Origin of the sequence: Conexibacter woesei Iso977N, from assembly GCF_000424625.1 — a bacterium.
Taxonomy (GTDB): domain Bacteria; phylum Actinomycetota; class Thermoleophilia; order Solirubrobacterales; family Solirubrobacteraceae; genus Baekduia; species Baekduia woesei_A.
The window spans coordinates 216,240-233,556 of sequence record NZ_AUKG01000001.1 but is presented as its reverse complement, the minus strand read 5'-3'; the positions used below and the strand labels follow the sequence as shown (position 1 = coordinate 233,556).

Here is a 17,317-nt window from a genome sequence, read left to right as displayed (position 1 = left end):
AGTCTAGTCCCCGCGCGCGCTACACCTCGCCGCGCAGCGCCAGGATCGCCTGGTCGATCACGCCCGCGAACGGGCTGCGCAGGATCACCTCGGCCGGCGCGCTGGACAGCAGCAGGAACGTCAGGACGTCGTAGGGCGCCGCGACGGGGCGGAAGCCGCGCGCGTTGGCCTCGGCCGCCAGGCGCGAGAGGTAGGCGACGCCCCAGCGCTCGGCGTCGGCGAGGAACGGCTGCAGCGCGGCGAGCGTCGTGAGCCTCAGCTCGTGCAGGACCCAGACGAGGTACTGGAGCTCGCCGGCGCCCGCGGTCGGCGTCAGGCCCGCCTCGACGGCGCGCTGCATCCAGGTCAGCGCCAGGCCGGTCTCCTGCAGGAACGCGGGGAGCGAGAGCAAGTCGATCTCGGCCGAGAAGTCGCCCTGCTGGACCTCCTCGACGTAGGTGGCCTCCAGCGCGTCGGCCTCGGAGCGCAGCGCGGCGAACTGCTCGTCGGCGACCTCGAGCAGCGCGCTGAGCTTCGACAGCCGCCGCTGCAGCTCGGGTGGCAGCTGCGACGCGTTCTTGTAGCGGAGCTGGTGGTCGACGGCCGCCCACGCGTGCTGCATGACGGTCCGGACCTGGATCTCGGCGCGCATCCCGTCGTAGCGCGCGTACTCGGGCAGCCCGACGCGCGCCGTCGACAGCCGCACGACGTAGTGGTCGCTGCGGTAGCCGAAGCGATCCGACAGCGCCTCGGCGTCCTGGCGGTGCGAGTTGGGCCAGTCGACGTCGAAGTGCGTCTCGAGCAGCGCGCCGATGCGCTCGACGTCGGCCGGGAAGTAGGCGATGACGCGCAGCGCGGCGAGGTCGGTGATCTCGGCGAGCGGGTCGGCGTACTTGCCGCTCTTGCGCCGCACCTTCTCGGCGAACGAGTCGACCGTCTTGGTCCGGGACTCGATCTGGGCGACGTCGATCCCGCCGTCCTCGAGCAGGCGCTCGACGAGCCGCTGCGTCTCGCCGCAGAACGCCTCGAACCCCGCACGCGAGTCCCGGTACCGCTCCTCCCACTCCGTCGGCATCGCTCAGGGACTCTAGAACGCGCGGGGCGCGTGTCCGGCTAGATCACGCCGGGCGCCCGAGACGGCGGCGGCGGACGGCCAGCTCGTCGCGGAGGTCGCCGAGCTCAGCCTGGCGCTGGAGCAGGCGCATGCGGTCGCCGGTGGCGAGTCCGGGCGCGTCGAGTTGCGCCGTGACCTCGCTCATCGCGGTGGTCAGGCCGGCCTCGGCGTTGGTGAGCCTTGACGCCGTGGGCACGGCCACGGAGTCCTGTTGCGGGGCCATGAGCGCCCCCTTCCCGGGCGAAACCGCCCGATTGCTTACGCCTTACTCTACTCGGGCGTCCTATACTGCCTTGCTCGGGCCGGACTCCGTGCCGGCCACGTGCACGTCTCGCAGTCGTTGCGCGCACTTGCTGCCGCCGCCGCGCAACGCGCCGTGCACCGCCCGCTACGCGGGTCACCACACGAGCATCGAGAGGAGCCCGTCCGATGGGTTCGAACACCAAGCGTCGCACCACCATGGCCAAGCTCAACCGCGAGAACCGCCTGCGCGAGAAGAGGATGGAGAAGGAAATGCGCAGGGGCGCACCTCGCGTCGAGGCCGAGGCCGCCGAGCCGCTCCAGCCGCTGGGCACCGACCACCTGGACCGCCTGGACCGGATGGACCCGGAAGTCGCCGCCATCGTGGCCGAAGAGGCCAAGCGCAACTCCTAGCAGCACCCGAGGCCCGCTATGAGCGGGCCTCACTCGTCCTCGCCGACGATCCTCCGCAGAGCCGCGGACGCGTGGTACCGCGTGTTCCGCGTCCGGCCCCGCGAGACCAGCAACCCCGCGTCGCTCAGGCGACGCAGGTCGTTGGTCGCGGTGGCCTGCGACACACCGGCCTCGTTCGCGTACCCGGCCCGGTCGACGCCGGAGAACAGCCCCTGCTCGAGCGCGATGACGAGCCGGTCCGGCCACACGCGCTCCTCGGCCAGGGCCTCCAGCTTGGCCCACCGCCGGCCGGCGTCCTCGATCTGCCGTAGTCGCTGTCGCGCCTGCGCGATGTGTGCGCCGACGCAGAACCGGACCCACGGCCCCGCGTCGCGCTCGGGTCGGTACGAGCCACCCTGGACCTGCTGCAAGACGCGGTAGTAGTCGCCGGTGTTGGCGGCCAGGTGCTCCTCGATCGACGAGAACTCCGGCGCGAGCAGCCCCTCGCGGGCGAGCACGAGCGACTGCACGATCCGCGAGATCCGCCCGTTGCCGTCGGCGAACGGATGGACGCTCACGACGTGCAGGTGCGCCATCGCAGCGCGCACCGCGACGTGTGCGTCCAAATCGCCGCGCTCGAGCCACGCGGCCACCTCATCCATCAACCCCGCGACCGTCTCGGCGTCCGGACCCCGGAACGCCGGATCCGCGCCAGGGCCGAAGCCGGTCACCGCGATCGGTCCCGTGCGCCACAGGCCCGGCGTCCGGTCACGCTGGAACGCGCACGTGTCGAAGTGCAGGTCGAGGATCACGCGGTCCGACCACCGGAACACCGGGTCGATCGCGAGCGTCCCGACGTGGTCCATCGCATGCGCATACGCCGCGACCGCCTGCTCGTCATCGCTCGGATCCGGCCCACGGTCGCCCGCGACGAGGCCGACCATTGCGTCGGCACCGACCGTGAAGCCCTCGATCGCCACCGAGCTGCCCACCGCGACCGCCTTCGCCTGGCGCCGGAGCCGCCCCAATCGCGCCGGGGCTGGCGATTCAACGCCTAGTCGATTATTCGAATGATCGACTAGGCGTCGGCGAAACGCCGCCGCACTCCCGGAACGACGGAGGCCCGCTCTGGCGAGCGGGCCTCCGGTCCTGCGAACGGCTGTGGGTAGCGCGGGGGCTACTTCGCGGCGGCGGCCGCGCGCCTGCGGGCCGGCCTGGCGGCGCCGCGGGCGGACGTCAGGGTCTTCGACTTGTGGTACTTGTCGATGAACTTCTCGACGTTGTCGCGGGCGATGTCGTCCGGCACCTGGTTGTGCGGGGACTTCATGAGGTAGGACGACGGGCCGTCGAGCTGGCCGCCGACGCCGTTGTTCAGCGCCAGCTTGGCGAGGCGGACGGCGTCGATGACGATGCCCGCGGAGTTCGGCGAGTCCCAGACCTCGAGCTTGAGCTCGGCCGTCAGCGGCACGCCGCCGAACGCCTCACCCTCCAACCGGATGTGCGCCCACTTGCGGTCCGTGAGCCACGGCACGTAGTCCGACGGGCCGACGTGGACGTCCCCGGCGGGGATGTCGAGGCCGGCGACCGACGTCACGGCGTTGGTCTTCGAGATCTTCTTGGACTCCAGGCGCTCGCGCTCGAGCATGTTGTAGAAGTCCATGTTGCCGCCGACGTTCAGCTGCGACGTGCGCTTGAGCTTGACGCCGCGCTCGTGGAACAGGCGGGCCAGCACGCGGTGCGTGATCGTGGCGCCGACCTGGGACTTGATGTCGTCGCCGATGATCGGCAGGCCGGCCTTCTTGAAGCGCTTGTCCCAGTAGTCCTCGCGGGCGATGAAGACCGGGATGCAGTTCACGAAGCCGCAGCCGGCCTCGAGGACCTGCTCGACGTACCACTTCGTGGCCTGCTCAGAACCGACGGGCAGGTAGGAGACGACGACGTCGGTGTGCGTCTCGCGGAGGATCCTCACGATGTCGGCCGTCTCGCCCGGCGCCTTCGTGATCTTCTCGGAGAGGTACTTGCCAAGGCCGTCGTGCGTCATGCCGCGGTAGACCGGGACGCCGATCTTCTTCGGGACCTTGTTGGTGAACTTGATCGTGTCGTTCGGGTTCGCCCAGATCGCCTGCGCGAGGTCCTTGCCGACCTTCGTCTTGTTGATGTCGAAGGCGCACGTGAACTCGATGTCGCGCGGGTGGTAGCCGCCGAGGTCGTTGTGCATGAGGCCCGGGATGGTCTCGTTGTGCTCGTCGTCGGCGTAGTGGTAGACGCCCTGGACGAGGGAGTTCGCGCAGTTGCCGACGCCGATGATCGCGACGCGGACCTTGTCGCGCTGGTAGCGCGCGGTGCCGTTGGTCGCCGGTGCGGCGGCGGTCTTCTTGGGGGCGGTGATGCCGTTGGTGCCGTTGGTGGGTGTCACTTGGGGGTGTTGCCTTTCTAGGGAAGTCTGAAGATCAACTATCCCGTCGCGGGTCCGCGGTTACAGCGGCGCGGGCTCGGTCAGCGCCTTCCGCACGTGGAAGATGCGCTGCAGGACGGTGATCGTCGAGAGCCCAGCGAGGACGTACACCGCGGGCTCGAGTAGCTGGAAGTCTGCCAAAGACGCGCCGCGGGCGAACAGCAGCCCGATGCTCAGGATCACGACGCGGACCGCGCGGGTCGCGATGCCGACCTTGCACTCGACGCCCAGCGCCTCGGCGCGGGCACGGGTGTAGGACACCATCAACGACGCCAGAACCGCCACGACGCAGGCAGAAACCGCGAACTGCTGGCCCTTCCAGGCGAAGTACGCGGCGACGGTCGTCAGGACCACGCCCTCCTCGATCCGGTCCAGCGTGCTGTCCAGGAACGCGCCGAACGGCGAGCCCTTGCCGGACATGCGCGAGTAGCGGCCGTCGAGCGTGTCGCAGATCGAGCCCACGATGAACACGACGCCGGCCAGGAAGAACAGGCGCTGGGTGACGAGGAACGCGGCGACGACGCAGACGGCGAAGCCGGTGAGCGAGATGGCGTTGGGCGTGAGGCGCGACTCGATCAGGCGATTGCGCACCAGCTCGCGCCGCTCGCGCGAAGAAGGGGTGGACATGGTGTCTCTCGGAAGGGGGGTGTCAGGCCGTGGCCTTGGCGGGCGTGAAGGCCCACGCTTCCGGGCGCTTCTGCGCGAGCCACTTGGCAGCGTAGAAGCTCAGGCCCGCGGTTGCCGCCCCGAGGATCGCATCGGTGATCCAGTGGTTGCCCGTGGCGACGACGACCCAGACCAGCAGCAGCGGGTAGCAGGCCCAGAAGATCCGCAGCGAGCGCCACTTGACGAGCTGCGCCAGCGACCAGCCGATCAGCAGCGCGTTGCAGCAGTGCATCGACGGCACCGCGGCGTACGGGTTGAACAGCGCGTTGACCTTGACGTCGTTGTGATCGACGTGCGTGTAGTTCGACAGCGTGTCCTGGAACCCGAGCTCCGGGAAGAAGCGCGGCGGGGCGGTCGGGAAGAGCATGTAGCCGATCAGCGCGATCCCCATCGCGACGATGAACATGTTCCGCACGAAGTAGAAGCGCTCGTTGTGGAACAGGTACAGGTAGACGAGCGCGGCCAGGCAGATCGTCGTCTGGGCGTTCATGTAGATCCAGCACGCGACGTCGGTCGCGAACGACCATCCGGACGACCACGTCTGGATCGTCGGCTCGACGTAGAGCCCGGTCGCCTGCTCGAAGGAGATGATGTGGCGCGCGTTCTGGAACGCGGTCGCGGCGCCCTGCGGGTCGTCGATCGCGCCGCGCGTCAGGCGGTACGCGTAGTACGCCGCGGCGAACAGGAGGACCTGGCGGACGACGTCGAACGGGCCGTGGGGAAAGACCCGCTCCATGAGGCGTGAGGGGAGACGCACCGGCATGGAATCGCCCACCTTATCGCGACTCACAGCCCGCACACAGTGAGGTTGCCCACACCTAACACCCGCTAACCGGAACGTGCGGGTTCAGTCGGTGCAGCGCGCGGAAGTGGCGCGGATCCGCCCGAGCGCGAAGCCCGCGGAGATGCGCGCGGGGCCCGTCGAGGTGAGCCGGACGTCCGTCCAGTCGCCGCGCTTGACGACGCAGCCGGTGCCGCGCGTGAGGTGCCAGTAGGGCGACCAGCGGATGCCGAGCCGGACGGTCCCTGCGCGCGGGGCGGCCAGGTCGACGCGGTCGGCATCCAGCGCGGTGAGGCGCGCGCCGGGCACGCCGGTGGCCAGCGGGGTCGGGTCGGCGACCGCGAAGACCCTCCAGTGCGTGTCGGACCAGACCTCGTGCAGGTAGGTCGCGCGCCCCGACCGGATCAGCGCCGCCTCGTGGGCGGCGGAGTAGTCGACCGCCGCGTCGGCGAGCGCGACGTAGCGAACCGCGTTCTCGTCGAGCCACGCGCGGTACTTCTCCGGCGTGAGGTCGCGCGCGCCGGCGCCGTAGAACAACGGGTTGACCTTCTGGTCGAGCTGGCGCTCCCAGCCGCGGGCGAGCGGGACGGTCGGCGCGACGCGCGCGGACTCCCAGTGGTTGTCGGTGAACGGGATCTCGATCCGGAACGGGCCGTCCCTCGCCTGCTGGTCCTTCATGTAGGTCAACAGCCCGTCGTAGTACGACGCGTGCACCGACGGATCGGACGCGGCGCGGCGGACGTCGTCGAACGGCGACGAGAGCATCCAGTACAACAACGGCAGCGTCAGCAGCGCGAACGCGGCGCGACGGTCCGGCCACAGCAGCAGCGCGGCGATCGGCCCGCCCAGGATCGCGCCCAGGCGCGCGGCGTTGCCGCCCATCGGCGTCGACAGCAGGCCGGAGGCGAGCAGCAGCAGCGCGTAGAGGACCAGCCCGGCGCGCAGCGGGCCGGGCGCGGTGCGCCAGGCGATCGCCAGCAGCAGCAGGGTCACGGCGAGCGTCGGCAGGAACGACGACAGCACGAACGGGAACGGCCCGCCCTCGGGGAACATCACGCTCAGCGCGACCGCTGGGACCAGCGCGGCGCCGAGCAGCGCCGCGGTCGCCACGGTGCGCCGGGTCGACCACCACCACGCGACCAGCGCGAGCGCCAGGAACGCCGCGGCGACCGGCGAGGCGAGCGCGGCCAAGGCACCGAGCGCCCCGGACCACACCAGCCGCTCGCGCCGCAGCGCCAGCACGGCGAGCACCGCGAACATCAGCCCGAGCGCGAACGTCAGCCGTCCCGTGTAGAGCGAGACCGCCGTGCCCGCGGCGAACCACCACGCCGCCGGCCGCGCGCCCGCGTCGTCGCCGACCAGCCGCTCGAACGCCCACGCGGTGACGACCGCGGCGACCGCGCCGACCCACTGCGGCGACGTCCACGCCGCCAGCGGCGGGAACAGGATCGAGTACGACGGGACGTGGTGCCCCGCGTACCAGCCGTTGTCCCAGACGACGAAGCCCGCGTGCTCGAACAGCCACGTCCGGTAGGTCTGCGCCGCGAGGTCCGCCGAGTACGGCTGGACCACCAGGTACACGCCCGCCAGCACGGCGGCGAACACCCACGCGGGCGGAAGGGAGAGGCGACGGCGGCTCACGAGCGAGCCGCCGAGAGTAGTGCCCTGATCCAAGATCTCGCCGGCATCATCCGAGCGCTCGCCGCCGCCTGACGTCCGCCGCTGATCCTCGATGAACCAGGGGTTCACCTCCGGTCATCGACGGCCGTCATCCGGGGCCGAGCATCTCGGCTACTGCGGCCGAGATCTCGGATCAGGGCACGCCGCGGCGTGCGCTACGAGCTGAAGTCCGCGGTGATCGCGGCGCCGGCCTGGGGGCCCATGGCGCCGCGGATGCGGCCGACGCCGACGCGGCGCAGCTTGCCGTTCATGAGCACCGCGCGGTGGGGCGCGGAGTTCATCCACAGCTTGAGGAGGACCTTGGCGGTGACGTGCGAGCCGTCGGGCGCCCAGGCGAGCGTCTCGCCGTACTGCCTGCGCCGCTTGCCGCCCGCGGCGAGACGGGTCGAGAACGACCTGCCGTCGAAGCTCGAGTGGGTGAGCGCGTTGTGCTGCAGCATCTCCTTGGAGTGCTGTTTTGCGACACCGGCCAGCGGGGATGTCAGCTTCACCGCGCGGAGGTGGTGCGAGCGGCGGACGCGGTTGATCTCGCGGACGATCGCGATCTCGGCCTTCGACGAGACGGCGGCGGTATGGGCGACGACGGGCGCAGCGACGGGCACGGGCTCAGATCTCCTGGTCCGGGGTGGGACGGGACATCCATGCCCGTACATCTTCAGTTCGACGACTGCGACCGCTGCCACGGTCGCGTTCCGGCGTGTTCGGGAAAGGGCGGACAACCCCTGCCGAGGCGTGCACCCTATCCACCCGTCAGGATCGACGTGGTGTCCGGATGGTGAAGCCCTGCACGATCCCGCCCGCGCTATGAGAAGGGGCCACTAGGCTCCGTCAGCGATGCGGATCCTGTGCCTGGGTGAGGCGTTGGTCGACCTCGTCTGCCAGCGCACCGTCGCCTCGTTCGCCGAGGCCGACGCGTTCGTGCCGCGCCTCGGCGGGGCGGGCGCGAACGTCGCGGTGACCGCCGCGCGCCGCGGCGCGGACGTCGCGCTGGCCGGCGGCGCCGGGACCGATCCGTGGGGCGCGTGGCTGGCCGAGCGCCTGCAGGACGAGGGCGTCGAGCTGACGGCGTTCGAGCGCAGCGACGACGTCGTGACGCCGGTCGCGTTCGTCACGGTCGACGCGGATGCGCAGCCGTCGGCGGCCGTCTACGGCGCGGGCGCCGCCGCCGCGGTCGCACGTCTCGGCGCCGAGCGCGCGCAGGACGCGGTCGACGGCAGCGACGCGCTGTTCGTCACCTCCGGCACGCTCGTCGGCGAGGCCGAGCGCGCGGTCACGCTGGCCGCCCGCGAGCGCGCGCTGCGCGACGGCAAGCCGGTCGTCGTCGACGCGAACTTCCGGGCTGAGCGCTGGAGGACGACCTCCAATGCCGTCGAGGTCACCGGCCCGCTGGCCGACCGCGCGTTCCTGGTCAGGGCCAACGCGCAGGAGGCCCGCGCGCTGACCGGCGAGACCGACCCCGCCGCGGCCGCGCAGTCGCTGCTGGCGGCCGGCGCCCAGCACGTCGTGATCACGCTCGGCGCCGGCGGCGCGCTGCTGCGCGGCGGCGGACTGGACCGCGACGTCTCCGCGCCCGCCGCGACGCCCGTCGACACCACCGGCGCGGGCGACGCCGTCACCGGCGTCCTGCTCGCCGCGCTGGCCCGGACCGGCTTCTACCCCGCGTCGGTCGCCGCGATGCTGCCCGACGCGATGGCCGAGGCCGCCCGCGCGACCGAGCGGTACGGCGCGCTTGCCGTCTGACGTCCCAACCGTCCCGAAGGCCGAGTGGCGCGCGCCGCGGCGCGACCGGGTCGCCCGGATCCGCGAGCGGCTGCGCGACGTCTACGGCGTCCCGCTCGCGCCGCCCCACGAGGACCCGCTCGCCGAGCTGGTCCTGACCGTCCTCTCGCAGTCGACCAGCGACCGCAACCGCGACGTCGCGTTCCTGCGCCTGCGCCGCTGGTTCGCCACCTGGGAGGAGGTCCGGAACGCGCCGGTCTCCGAGGTCGAGGAGGCGATCCGCCCCGGCGGGATCTCGAAGGTCAAGTCCCAGCGCATCCACGACATCCTGGTCGCGATCGAGGACACCAACACGTCCCCGGGCACGCTCGACCTGGACTGGATGCGCGACGCACCGGTGAGCGAATCTCGCGACTTCCTTTGTGCCTTGCCCGGCGTCGGGCGCAAGACCGCGGCGTGCGTCCTCCTGTTCGCCTACGGGTTGCGCGACATCCCGGTCGACACGCACGTCTCGCGCGTCGGCATGCGCCTGCACCTGCTGCGCCCCGGCGCGCCGTTCGAGGAGCTCCACGACGCGATGCTCGCGCTCACGCCGCCGGGCGCCGAGCTCGAGTTCCACGTCAACCTGCTGCGCCACGGGCGTCGCACGTGCCACGCGCAGAGGCCGCGCTGCGCGAGTTGTACGTTGAGAGCGACATGTCCGTCCCGCCGCGCGTAGCCCTCGCCACCTGCTCCCACTTCCCGCAGGGAGACCCCGACGACGCGCCGCTGCCCGCGGCGATCGAGGGCTCGGAGTACGTGATCTGGGACGACCCGAGCGTCGACTGGAACCGGTACGACGTCGTCGTCCTGCGCTCGACCTGGGACTACCAGCACCGCCGCGGCGAGTTCCTGGAGTGGGCGAACGCGATCGGCGACCGCCTGCTCAACCCGCCCGAGATCGTCGCCTGGAACACCGACAAGGCGTACCTCAAGGAGCTGGAGGACGCCGGGCTGCCGGTCGTCCACACCGAGCTGATCGCACCGGGCGCGCCGTTCACGGCGCCCGCGGACGGGGCCGAGTACGTCGTCAAGCCCACGGTCTCCGCCGGCTCGCGCGACACCGCGCGCTTCCACGGCGCCGACGACGCGCCGCGCGCCGCGGCGCTGGTCGAGGCGATCCACGCCGGCGGCCGCACCGCGATGGTCCAGCCCTACGTCGCCTCGGTCGACGAGCGCGGCGAGACCGCGCTGCTGTACTTCGACGGCGCGTTCTCGCACGCGATCCACAAGGGTCCGCTGCTGACCCCGGGCGCCGACCCGACCGCCGAGGTCTTCGCCGCCGAGACGATCCTCCCGCGCGAGGCGACCGCCGCCGAGCGCGAGCTCGGGGCCCGCGCCCTGGCCCACGTCGCGGCGCGCTTCCCGGAGCTCGACGGCCCGCTGCTCTACGCGCGGGTCGACGTCGTCGAGGACGAGGACGGCGCCCCGCTGATCCTCGAGCTGGAGCTGACCGAGCCGTCGCTGTTCTTCATGGACGACCCTGGACGGGTGTCCGATTTTGCGGCCGCGATCGGCCGCCGCGTGCCCGTACGCTGACGCCTGGGCGGTGCGCACCGCTTCGTGGTGCGGTTCTCTGGGCATGGACGCCCCGACATGACGGCGGTCGGTGGTCCTCTCCAGCACGTGCGGGTGCTCGTTGCACACCGTGATGCCCGCATGCGCGCGGACGCCGCCGAGCTGCTGCGCGCCGTCGGCGCCGAGGTCCTCTGCCGCGACGAGCGCGTCGCGGCCGCCGAGGCGGTCCGGGCCGAGCGCCCGCATGTCGTGCTGCTCGACCACGGCCTCGACGGCGGCGGCCGCCAGCTCGTCCGCGACGTCGCGGGCGACCCGGAGCTGCTCGGCGTCGCGGTGATCCTCGCCCACCCGGACGCGGACGCCGACGCGGTCGTCGCCGCGCTGCGCGACGGCGCCGCCGACGTCTGGACCGCCACCGGCGCCGACCCCGAGCTGATCGCGCGCGTGCGCGTCGCCTACCGCTCGCGGCAGCTGCTGGACCTCGCGCTGCGCCGCTACTCCAACCTCGAGGACCTCGCCTACCGCGACGAGCTGACCGAGCTGCCCAACCGCCGCGGCGCGTCGCGGCAGATCGACGTCCTGCTCTCGCGCGCGCGGCGTCATGGCCATCAACTTGCGCTGCTGCTGATCGACGCCGACCGCTTCAAGCGCGTCAACGACGAGCACGGCCACGCCGCCGGCGACGTCGTCCTGCGCGAGATCGCGGCGCGGCTGCGCGAGCGCGTCCGGCGTGAGGACATCGTGGGGCGCTGGGGCGGCGAGGAGTTCGTGATCGCGCTGCCCGAGACGACGCCCGACGGCGCGGCGGCGGTGGCCGAGTCGCTGCGCGAGGCGATCGCGGGCACGCCGATCGAGGCGGGCGACGACCTGCGCCTCGGCGTGACGGTGTCGATCGGCGTCGCGGCGTGGACCGGGCAGGAGCTGGAGGAGTTGGTCGACAGGGCCGACCGCGCGCTCTACGCGGCCAAGGCCGCGGGCCGGGATCGCGTGGTCCTCGAGGCCACCGCGCACGCGGCCTGACGCCGGGTCTGTCCACCGCGCGGCCGACGCGCGTTCAGATCTCCTATGCTGTGGCTTAGATTTCACTCCCCGTTCGCTGGCAGAAAAAGGAGCCACTCCCCAACATGGGCAAGACCATCGGCATCGACCTCGGCACGACGAACTCGTGCATGGCCGTCCTCGAGGGCGGCGAGCCGACCGTCATCGAGAACGCCGAGGGCGGTCGCACCACCCCGTCCGTGGTCGCCTTCGCGCAGAGCGGCGAGCGCCTCGTCGGCACCGTCGCCAAGCGGCAGGCGGTCACCAACCCGCAGAACACCGTCTTCTCCGTCAAGCGCTTCATGGGCCGCAAGGAGGCCGAGGTGCGCGAGGAGGAGTCGATCGTCCCGTACAAGGTCGTCTCCGGCCCCAACGGCGACGCGCGCATCGACGCGGGCGGCAAGCAGTACTCGCCGCCGGAGATCAGCGCGATGATCCTCGCCAAGCTGAAGGCCGACGCCGAGGCGTACCTGGGCGAGACGGTCGACGGCGCGGTCATCACGGTCCCCGCGTACTTCAACGACGACCAGCGCCAGGCGACCAAGGACGCCGGCAAGATCGCCGGCCTCGACGTCAAGCGCATCATCAACGAGCCGACCGCCGCGTCGCTGGCGTACGGGCTCGACAAGGACACCGACCAGACGATCCTCGTCTTCGACCTCGGCGGCGGCACGTTCGACGTGTCGGTGCTGGAGATCGGCGACGGCGTCTTCGAGGTCAAGTCGACCGCGGGTGACAACCACCTCGGCGGCGACAACTGGGACAAGGCGATCGTCGACTGGCTCGCGTCCGAGTTCAAGAAGGACCAGGCGATCGACCTGACCGCTGACCCGATGGCCCTGCAGCGCCTCTACGAGGCCGCCGAGAAGGCCAAGATCGAGCTGTCGACCGCGCAGGAGTCGCAGATCAACCTGCCGTTCATCACGGCGGACGGGTCCGGCCCCAAGCACCTCGACGTCCGGATCACCCGCGCGAAGTTCAACGAGCTGACCAGCGAGCTGCTCGACCGCGTGGTCGTACCGGTCCGCCAGTCGCTCGACGACGCCAAGGCCAAGGGCGCCGACAAGATCGACCACGTGGTCCTGGTCGGCGGCATGACCCGCAACCCGGCCGTGCAGGAGAAGGTCAAGGAGCTCACGGGCCAGGAGCCGCACCGCGGCGTCAACCCGGACGAGGTCGTGGCCGTCGGCGCGGCGATCCAGGCCGGCGTCCTGGGCGGCGACGTCAAGGACGTCCTGCTGCTCGACGTGACCCCGCTCACCCTCGGCATCGAGACCAAGGGCGGCGTCATGACCAAGCTGATCGAGCGCAACACGACGATCCCGACCCGCAAGGGCGAGGTCTTCTCGACGGCCGAGGACAACCAGCCGTCGGTGGAGATCCACGTGCTCCAGGGCGAGCGCGAGATGGCGACCTACAACAAGTCGCTCGGCAAGTTCCAGCTGACGGGCATCCCGCCGGCGCCGCGTGGCATCCCGCAGATCGAGGTCACGTTCGACATCGATGCGAACGGGATCCTGGCCGTGTCCGCGAAGGACCTGGGCACCGGCAAGGAGCAGAAGATCGAGATCAAGTCGGGCTCCGGCCTGAGCGACGCCGAGATCAAGTCGATGGTCGGTGACGCCGAGGCGCACGCCGACGAGGACAAGAAGGCCCGCGAGCTGGCCGAGGCGCGCAACAACGCGGAGAACGCGGCGTACCAGGCCGAGCGGCAGCTGAAGGACCTCGGCGACCAGGTCGACCCGGAGTCCAAGACCGAGATCGAGGCGGCCATCACGGCGGTCCGCGACGCGCTGCCGTCCGAGGACCCCAACGAGATCAACGCGAAGGCGGAGGCGTTGCAGTCCGCGTTCCACAAGGTCTCGGAGGCGATGTACGAGAAGGCCCAGCAGCAGCAGGCCGCCGCGGCCGGCGACGCCGAGGGCGGCGCGGCCAACGGCGCGGCGGACGGCGCGTCCTCTTCGGATGAGGACGTCGTCGACGCCGAGGTCGTGGACGAGGGCAAGTAGCCGATGAGCGAGGAGCGCGACGTGGCGCCGGAGCAGCAGGCTCCGGCGCCGGGCGTCGAGTCCAACGAGGTCGACGAGGGCATCGAGGGGCTGGCGCAGGACGCCGCCGCCGAGGCGCCTGAGGAGTCGGAAGCGCCTGAGGCCGCGGCTCCGGCCGAGCCCGACTACAAGGACCTGTACCTGCGCGCGGCCGCCGAGACGGACAACATCCGCAAGCGGTCGCGGCGTGACGTCGAGGTCGCTTCGGCCCGCGGGGTCGCGCGCCTGGCGCGCGAGCTGCTGCCGTCGCTGGACAACCTCGACCGGGCGCTGGCCGCGGCCGAGGCCGAGGAGACCGACGCCGAGCATCATCTCACCAAGGGCATCCGCCTGGTCCAGGCCGAGCTGCTGTCCGCCTTGACGCGGGTCGGGATCGAGCAGTTCTCGCCGGAGGGCGAGACGTTCGACCCGCACCAGCACGAGGCGGTCGCGCAGGCGCCAGTTGACGGTGTGGCATCCGGAGTGGTGGCGCAGGTCTACCAGCCCGGGTACCGCTACAAGGAGGAGATCCTCCGTCCCGCGAAGGTTGTGGTCGCCGCATGACTCGCGCAGAGCGCTCGCAAGCGGTCGCAGCATGACCGCGGGCGACCCCTATAAGACGCTCGGGGTCGATCGGAAGGCGTCCCAGGACGAGATCAAGAAGGCGCACCGCAGGTTGGTGCGCCAGTACCACCCGGACCACAACCCGGGTGATGCCGCGGCCGAGGAGCGCTTCAAGGAGATCCAGTCGGCCTACGACCTGATCGGCGATCCCGACAAGCGCAGGCAGTACGACCGCGGCGGGATCTTCGGCATGGGCGGCGGCGCGGCCGGCGGCGCCGGTGGCGCTGGCGCCGGCGGTGGGTTCTCCGCGGGCGACTTCGGCGGGTTCCAGGACATCTTCAACAACATCTTCAGGGGCGGCGAGGGCGGTCCCGTGGGTGGTGGCGGTGGTACGCGTACGCGTACGGAGCCGCCGCGCGGGCCGCGGCCGGAGCGCGGCAAGGACCTGGAGTCGTCGGTCGCGGTCTCGTTCGAGCAGGCGATCAACGGCGCGCAGGTGCCGTTGAGCGTCGCGACGACGCAGCCTTGTCCCACCTGTCGCGGAACCGGCGCGAAGCCGGGGACGTCGCCGCGCGTGTGCCCGAAGTGCAGCGGTCGTGGGATCGAGTCCCAGGGCCAGGGGCTCTTCTCGATCTCGCAGCCGTGCTCCCGCTGTCACGGGTCCGGGGCCGTCATCGACGACCCGTGCCCGACATGTGCAGGGGCTGGGCAGCAGAAGACGGTCAAGAACTACAAGGTGAACATCCCGGCGGGCGTCAGGGAAGGCTCGCGCGTCCGGCTGGCCGGCAAGGGCGAGGCGGGGCGCAACGGCGGCCCCGCGGGCGACCTGTACGTGTTGACCCACGTCGCACCGTCGCCGATCTTCGAGCGCAAGGGCGACAACCTGGAGGTCGAGGTCCCGCTGACGATCCCGGAGGCGATCCGGGGTGCCGACGTCGAGGTGCCGACGCTGAACGGGCGCAAGAAGCTGCGCGTGGCGCCGGGGACCAAGCACGGGACGATCCAGCGGCTGCGCGGCGAGGGGCCGCCGAGGCTCGGCGGGAAGGGCAAGGGCGACCTGCATTACAAGTTCGTCATCGACGTGCCCGCGACGCTGAGCGCCGAGCAGTCCGAGGCGGTCGAGAAGCTGTCCGAGGTCATGGGCGACGATCCGAGAGCGAGGCTGTTCTCATGAGCGGCATCCGCCGCACCCGCACCACCGTGACGGTCAGCTCGGACCGCGGGGTCTTCATGATCTCCGTGGCCGCCGAGCTGGCCGAGATGCACCCGCAGACGCTGCGCATGTACGAGCAGCGCGGGCTGATCGAGCCGAAGCGGTCGCCCAAGGGCACGCGGTTGTACTCGCACGAGGACGTCGAGCGGTTGCGGCGCATCCAGGAGATGACGAACGACCTGGGGCTGAACCTCGCCGGCGTCGAGCACGTCCTGCGCCTCGAGCAGGAGCTCGAACGCAGCCGCCGCCGCGTCGACGCCCTCGAACGCCGCACCACCGAGCTCCAGCAGGAGATGACGGCCCAGATCGAAGCCGTCAAGAAGGAGCTCCGCGGCGGCGAGCTGGTCCCCCTCAAGCACACCCGCGACATCATCCCGTCGCCCCCCGCGGCAGCCGCGCCCACACCCGCGCCGCCGGACCCACCAACCCCACCCGGCCCCCGCCGCATCCCGGTCGAGCGCGACTCCGACCAACCCTCCCGCTGACCACCGCGCCTCCACTCGGAGGCGCGCCGCGTTTCTGGACCGGTCACCCTCCGCGGGGGAGGGTGAGGCCGCCGTCGATGGGGAGGGTTGTGCCGGTGATGTAGGGGTTGGTTGCGAGGAGGAGGATGGCTGAGGCGACGTCGTGGGGTGTGCCGACGCGGGCGGCGGGGATGGTCGTGGCGATCTGGGTGTAGGTCTGCTCGCGGAGATCGGTTGGGGCTGCTGACCACCAGGGGGTGTCGATCACTCCGGGAGATACGGCGTTGACGCGGCGCGGTGCGAGCTCGGTCGCGAGCGGGCGGATGGCGGCTTCGAGCGCGCCGTTCAGCGCGGCCAGGCCGGTGGTCCCGGGCAACGCCGCGCGGGCTGAGGCTGCGGAGATGAAGACGACGGAGGCGTCGTCGGAGAGCTTCGGGAGCAAGGACTGCAACAACGTCAGCTGGGGCCAGAGCTTGCCTTCGAAGGCCTCGCGGAGCGCGGTGAGGTCGAGGGTCTCGAACGGTCCGCCGCCGGAGGCGCCGGAGAGCGAGAGCACCAGGAAGTCGAGGTGCTCGACCTGGGATGCGAGCGTCGTGATGTCCGCCGACGACGTTGCGTCGCAGACGAGGCCGGAGGCGCCCGAGCGCGTGGTGGACTCCGCCAGCCGCGTGGCGTCGCGGCCGGTCACCAGGACGTCGGCGCCGGCGGCCACGAAGGCCGCGGCGGCCGCTTCGCCGATGCCGGAGGTGCCGCCGGCGATCAACGCGTGCTTGCCGGTCAGATCGATTTGTCGAGTCATTGTGTCTCGACAGTAGCAGCTAGCCGAGACCACGAGTCTCGGCTAGCATGCGCGGCGTCGTGGCTCCCCGACCGCACACCGGCCCCAAGCGCAACGAGCAGACGCGCCAGGCGATCCTCGATGCGACCCAGCGCCTCCTGCGCGAGGACGGCTATCCCGCGCTGACCGTCGGCGCGATCGCCACCGCCGCCGGCGTCGGGCGCCAGACGATCTACCGCTGGTGGCCGTCGAAGGCGGACGTCGTCCTGGAGGCCCTCATCGAATGGGGCGCCACCACGGTCCCGGCCCCGCGCAGCGACGGCACGCTCGAGCAGCGCCTCAACGCGTTCATCACCGCCACCTTCGACGGCGCCCAGGAACCCGGAGCCGCCGCGCTGCTCAAGGCGCTCGCCGCGGAGTCCCAGCGCAACCTCGAGTTCGCGCCGCGCTTCGCCGAGTTCCTGGCCGCCCGCCGCGCCGTCCTCCACGACCTGCTCGCCCCCGAGATCCCGGACGACCGGCGCGCGCTGACCACCGACCTCGTCTTCGGCCTGCTCTGGTACCGCCTCATCACCCGGTCCGGCCCGCTCGACGCGCAGACCGCGCAAGCCCTTTCAGCGCTGCTCGCCCGCGCCGCCGAGTAACTTCC

General features: G+C 71.5%; 19 protein-coding genes. 10 read left to right on the top strand and 9 right to left on the bottom strand.

The features are described 5' to 3' along the window. Nucleotides 1–19 precede the first annotated feature (19 nt). Both H030_RS36025 and H030_RS0101170 read right to left on the bottom strand, forming a co-directional pair. Nucleotides 20–1,054 carry a GTP pyrophosphokinase gene (locus H030_RS36025; protein WP_051221422.1) on the bottom strand — a complete coding sequence of 345 codons (1,035 nt, stop codon included), beginning with the start codon at nt 1,052–1,054 and terminating at the stop codon, nt 20–22. A 43-nt stretch (nt 1,055–1,097) separates the two neighbouring features. Continuing rightward, nucleotides 1,098–1,289 carry a hypothetical protein gene (locus H030_RS0101170; RefSeq protein ID WP_155891761.1) on the bottom strand — a complete coding sequence of 64 codons (192 nt, stop codon included), beginning with the start codon at nt 1,287–1,289 and terminating at the stop codon, nt 1,098–1,100. 233 nt (nt 1,290–1,522) lie between these two features. Here H030_RS0101170 and H030_RS0101165 point away from each other — a divergent pair, with 233 nt between their 5' ends. Continuing rightward, a complete protein-coding gene (locus H030_RS0101165) occupies nt 1,523–1,747 on the top strand; it encodes a hypothetical protein (protein WP_027004758.1) in 225 nt (74 codons plus the stop codon). A gap of 29 nt (nt 1,748–1,776) precedes the next feature. On the opposite strand, the gene H030_RS28340 is transcribed toward H030_RS0101165, so the two are convergent. The 6 genes from H030_RS28340 to H030_RS0101135 form a co-directional block, all read right to left on the bottom strand. Then, nucleotides 1,777–2,718: a Fic family protein gene (locus H030_RS28340; protein ID WP_155891760.1), complete on the bottom strand. Its 942-nt coding sequence runs from the start codon at nt 2,716–2,718 to the stop codon at nt 1,777–1,779. A gap of 185 nt (nt 2,719–2,903) precedes the next feature. Continuing rightward, nucleotides 2,904–4,034, bottom strand: coding sequence for an inositol-3-phosphate synthase (locus tag H030_RS28335; RefSeq protein WP_035126266.1), 1,131 nt, complete (start codon nt 4,032–4,034; stop codon nt 2,904–2,906). 168 nt (nt 4,035–4,202) lie between these two features. Continuing rightward, nucleotides 4,203–4,808, bottom strand: coding sequence for a CDP-alcohol phosphatidyltransferase family protein (locus H030_RS0101150; RefSeq protein WP_027004757.1), 606 nt, complete (start codon nt 4,806–4,808; stop codon nt 4,203–4,205). Between the two features lie 22 nt (nt 4,809–4,830). After that, entirely contained in the window at nt 4,831–5,610 is a 780-nt protein-coding gene (locus tag H030_RS36020) for a phosphatase PAP2 family protein (protein WP_081690412.1), read from the bottom strand. A gap of 84 nt (nt 5,611–5,694) precedes the next feature. Beyond that, a complete protein-coding gene (locus tag H030_RS28325; RefSeq protein ID WP_051221416.1) occupies nt 5,695–7,377 on the bottom strand; it encodes a hypothetical protein in 1,683 nt (560 codons plus the stop codon). Between the two features lie 86 nt (nt 7,378–7,463). Then, the gene (locus tag H030_RS0101135; RefSeq protein ID WP_027004756.1) at nt 7,464–7,910 is read right to left on the bottom strand and encodes a CAP domain-containing protein; all 447 of its coding nucleotides are present in this window, start codon (nt 7,908–7,910) and stop codon (nt 7,464–7,466) included. A 232-nt stretch (nt 7,911–8,142) separates the two neighbouring features. Here H030_RS0101135 and H030_RS36015 point away from each other — a divergent pair, with 232 nt between their 5' ends. The 8 genes from H030_RS36015 to H030_RS28310 all read left to right on the top strand — a co-directional run bounded on the left by H030_RS36015 (nt 8,143) and on the right by H030_RS28310 (nt 15,911). Then, nucleotides 8,143–9,048 (top strand): carbohydrate kinase family protein, encoded by a 906-nt coding sequence (locus H030_RS36015; protein ID WP_027004755.1) that lies wholly within the window; start codon nt 8,143–8,145, stop codon nt 9,046–9,048. Then, a complete protein-coding gene (locus H030_RS0101125) occupies nt 9,038–9,745 on the top strand; it encodes an endonuclease III domain-containing protein (protein WP_027004754.1) in 708 nt (235 codons plus the stop codon). Before H030_RS36015 ends, H030_RS0101125 begins: the two co-directional genes overlap by 11 nt. Then, nucleotides 9,724–10,605: an ATP-grasp domain-containing protein gene (locus H030_RS0101120; RefSeq protein WP_027004753.1), complete on the top strand. Its 882-nt coding sequence runs from the start codon at nt 9,724–9,726 to the stop codon at nt 10,603–10,605. The genes H030_RS0101125 and H030_RS0101120 overlap by 22 nt, the downstream gene beginning before the upstream one ends. Nucleotides 10,606–10,725: 120 nt before the next feature. Further along, nucleotides 10,726–11,604 carry a GGDEF domain-containing protein gene (locus tag H030_RS28315; protein ID WP_051221414.1) on the top strand — a complete coding sequence of 293 codons (879 nt, stop codon included), beginning with the start codon at nt 10,726–10,728 and terminating at the stop codon, nt 11,602–11,604. 104 nt (nt 11,605–11,708) lie between these two features. Further along, on the top strand, nt 11,709–13,631 hold the full coding sequence (gene dnaK, locus H030_RS0101110; RefSeq protein ID WP_027004752.1) for a molecular chaperone DnaK: 1,923 nt from the start codon (nt 11,709–11,711) through the stop codon (nt 13,629–13,631). Between the two features lie 3 nt (nt 13,632–13,634). Further along, complete coding sequence (locus tag H030_RS0101105) at nt 13,635–14,213, top strand: nucleotide exchange factor GrpE (protein WP_051221412.1); 579 nt, start codon at nt 13,635–13,637, stop codon at nt 14,211–14,213. A gap of 31 nt (nt 14,214–14,244) precedes the next feature. Beyond that, nucleotides 14,245–15,387 carry a molecular chaperone DnaJ gene (gene dnaJ, locus H030_RS0101100; protein WP_027004750.1) on the top strand — a complete coding sequence of 381 codons (1,143 nt, stop codon included), beginning with the start codon at nt 14,245–14,247 and terminating at the stop codon, nt 15,385–15,387. After that, nucleotides 15,384–15,911, top strand: a complete 528-nt coding sequence (locus tag H030_RS28310) for a heat shock protein transcriptional repressor HspR (protein ID WP_051221410.1) — start codon at nt 15,384–15,386, stop codon at nt 15,909–15,911. Before dnaJ ends, H030_RS28310 begins: the two co-directional genes overlap by 4 nt. Before the next feature lie 43 nt (nt 15,912–15,954). On the opposite strand, the gene H030_RS0101090 is transcribed toward H030_RS28310, so the two are convergent. Next, complete coding sequence (locus H030_RS0101090; RefSeq protein WP_035125711.1) at nt 15,955–16,689, bottom strand: SDR family oxidoreductase; 735 nt, start codon at nt 16,687–16,689, stop codon at nt 15,955–15,957. A gap of 59 nt (nt 16,690–16,748) precedes the next feature. On the opposite strand from H030_RS0101090, the gene H030_RS0101085 reads away from it, so the two are divergent. Then, a complete protein-coding gene (locus H030_RS0101085; RefSeq protein WP_196808950.1) occupies nt 16,749–17,312 on the top strand; it encodes a TetR/AcrR family transcriptional regulator in 564 nt (187 codons plus the stop codon). The last annotated feature ends 5 nt before the right edge of the window (nt 17,313–17,317 follow it).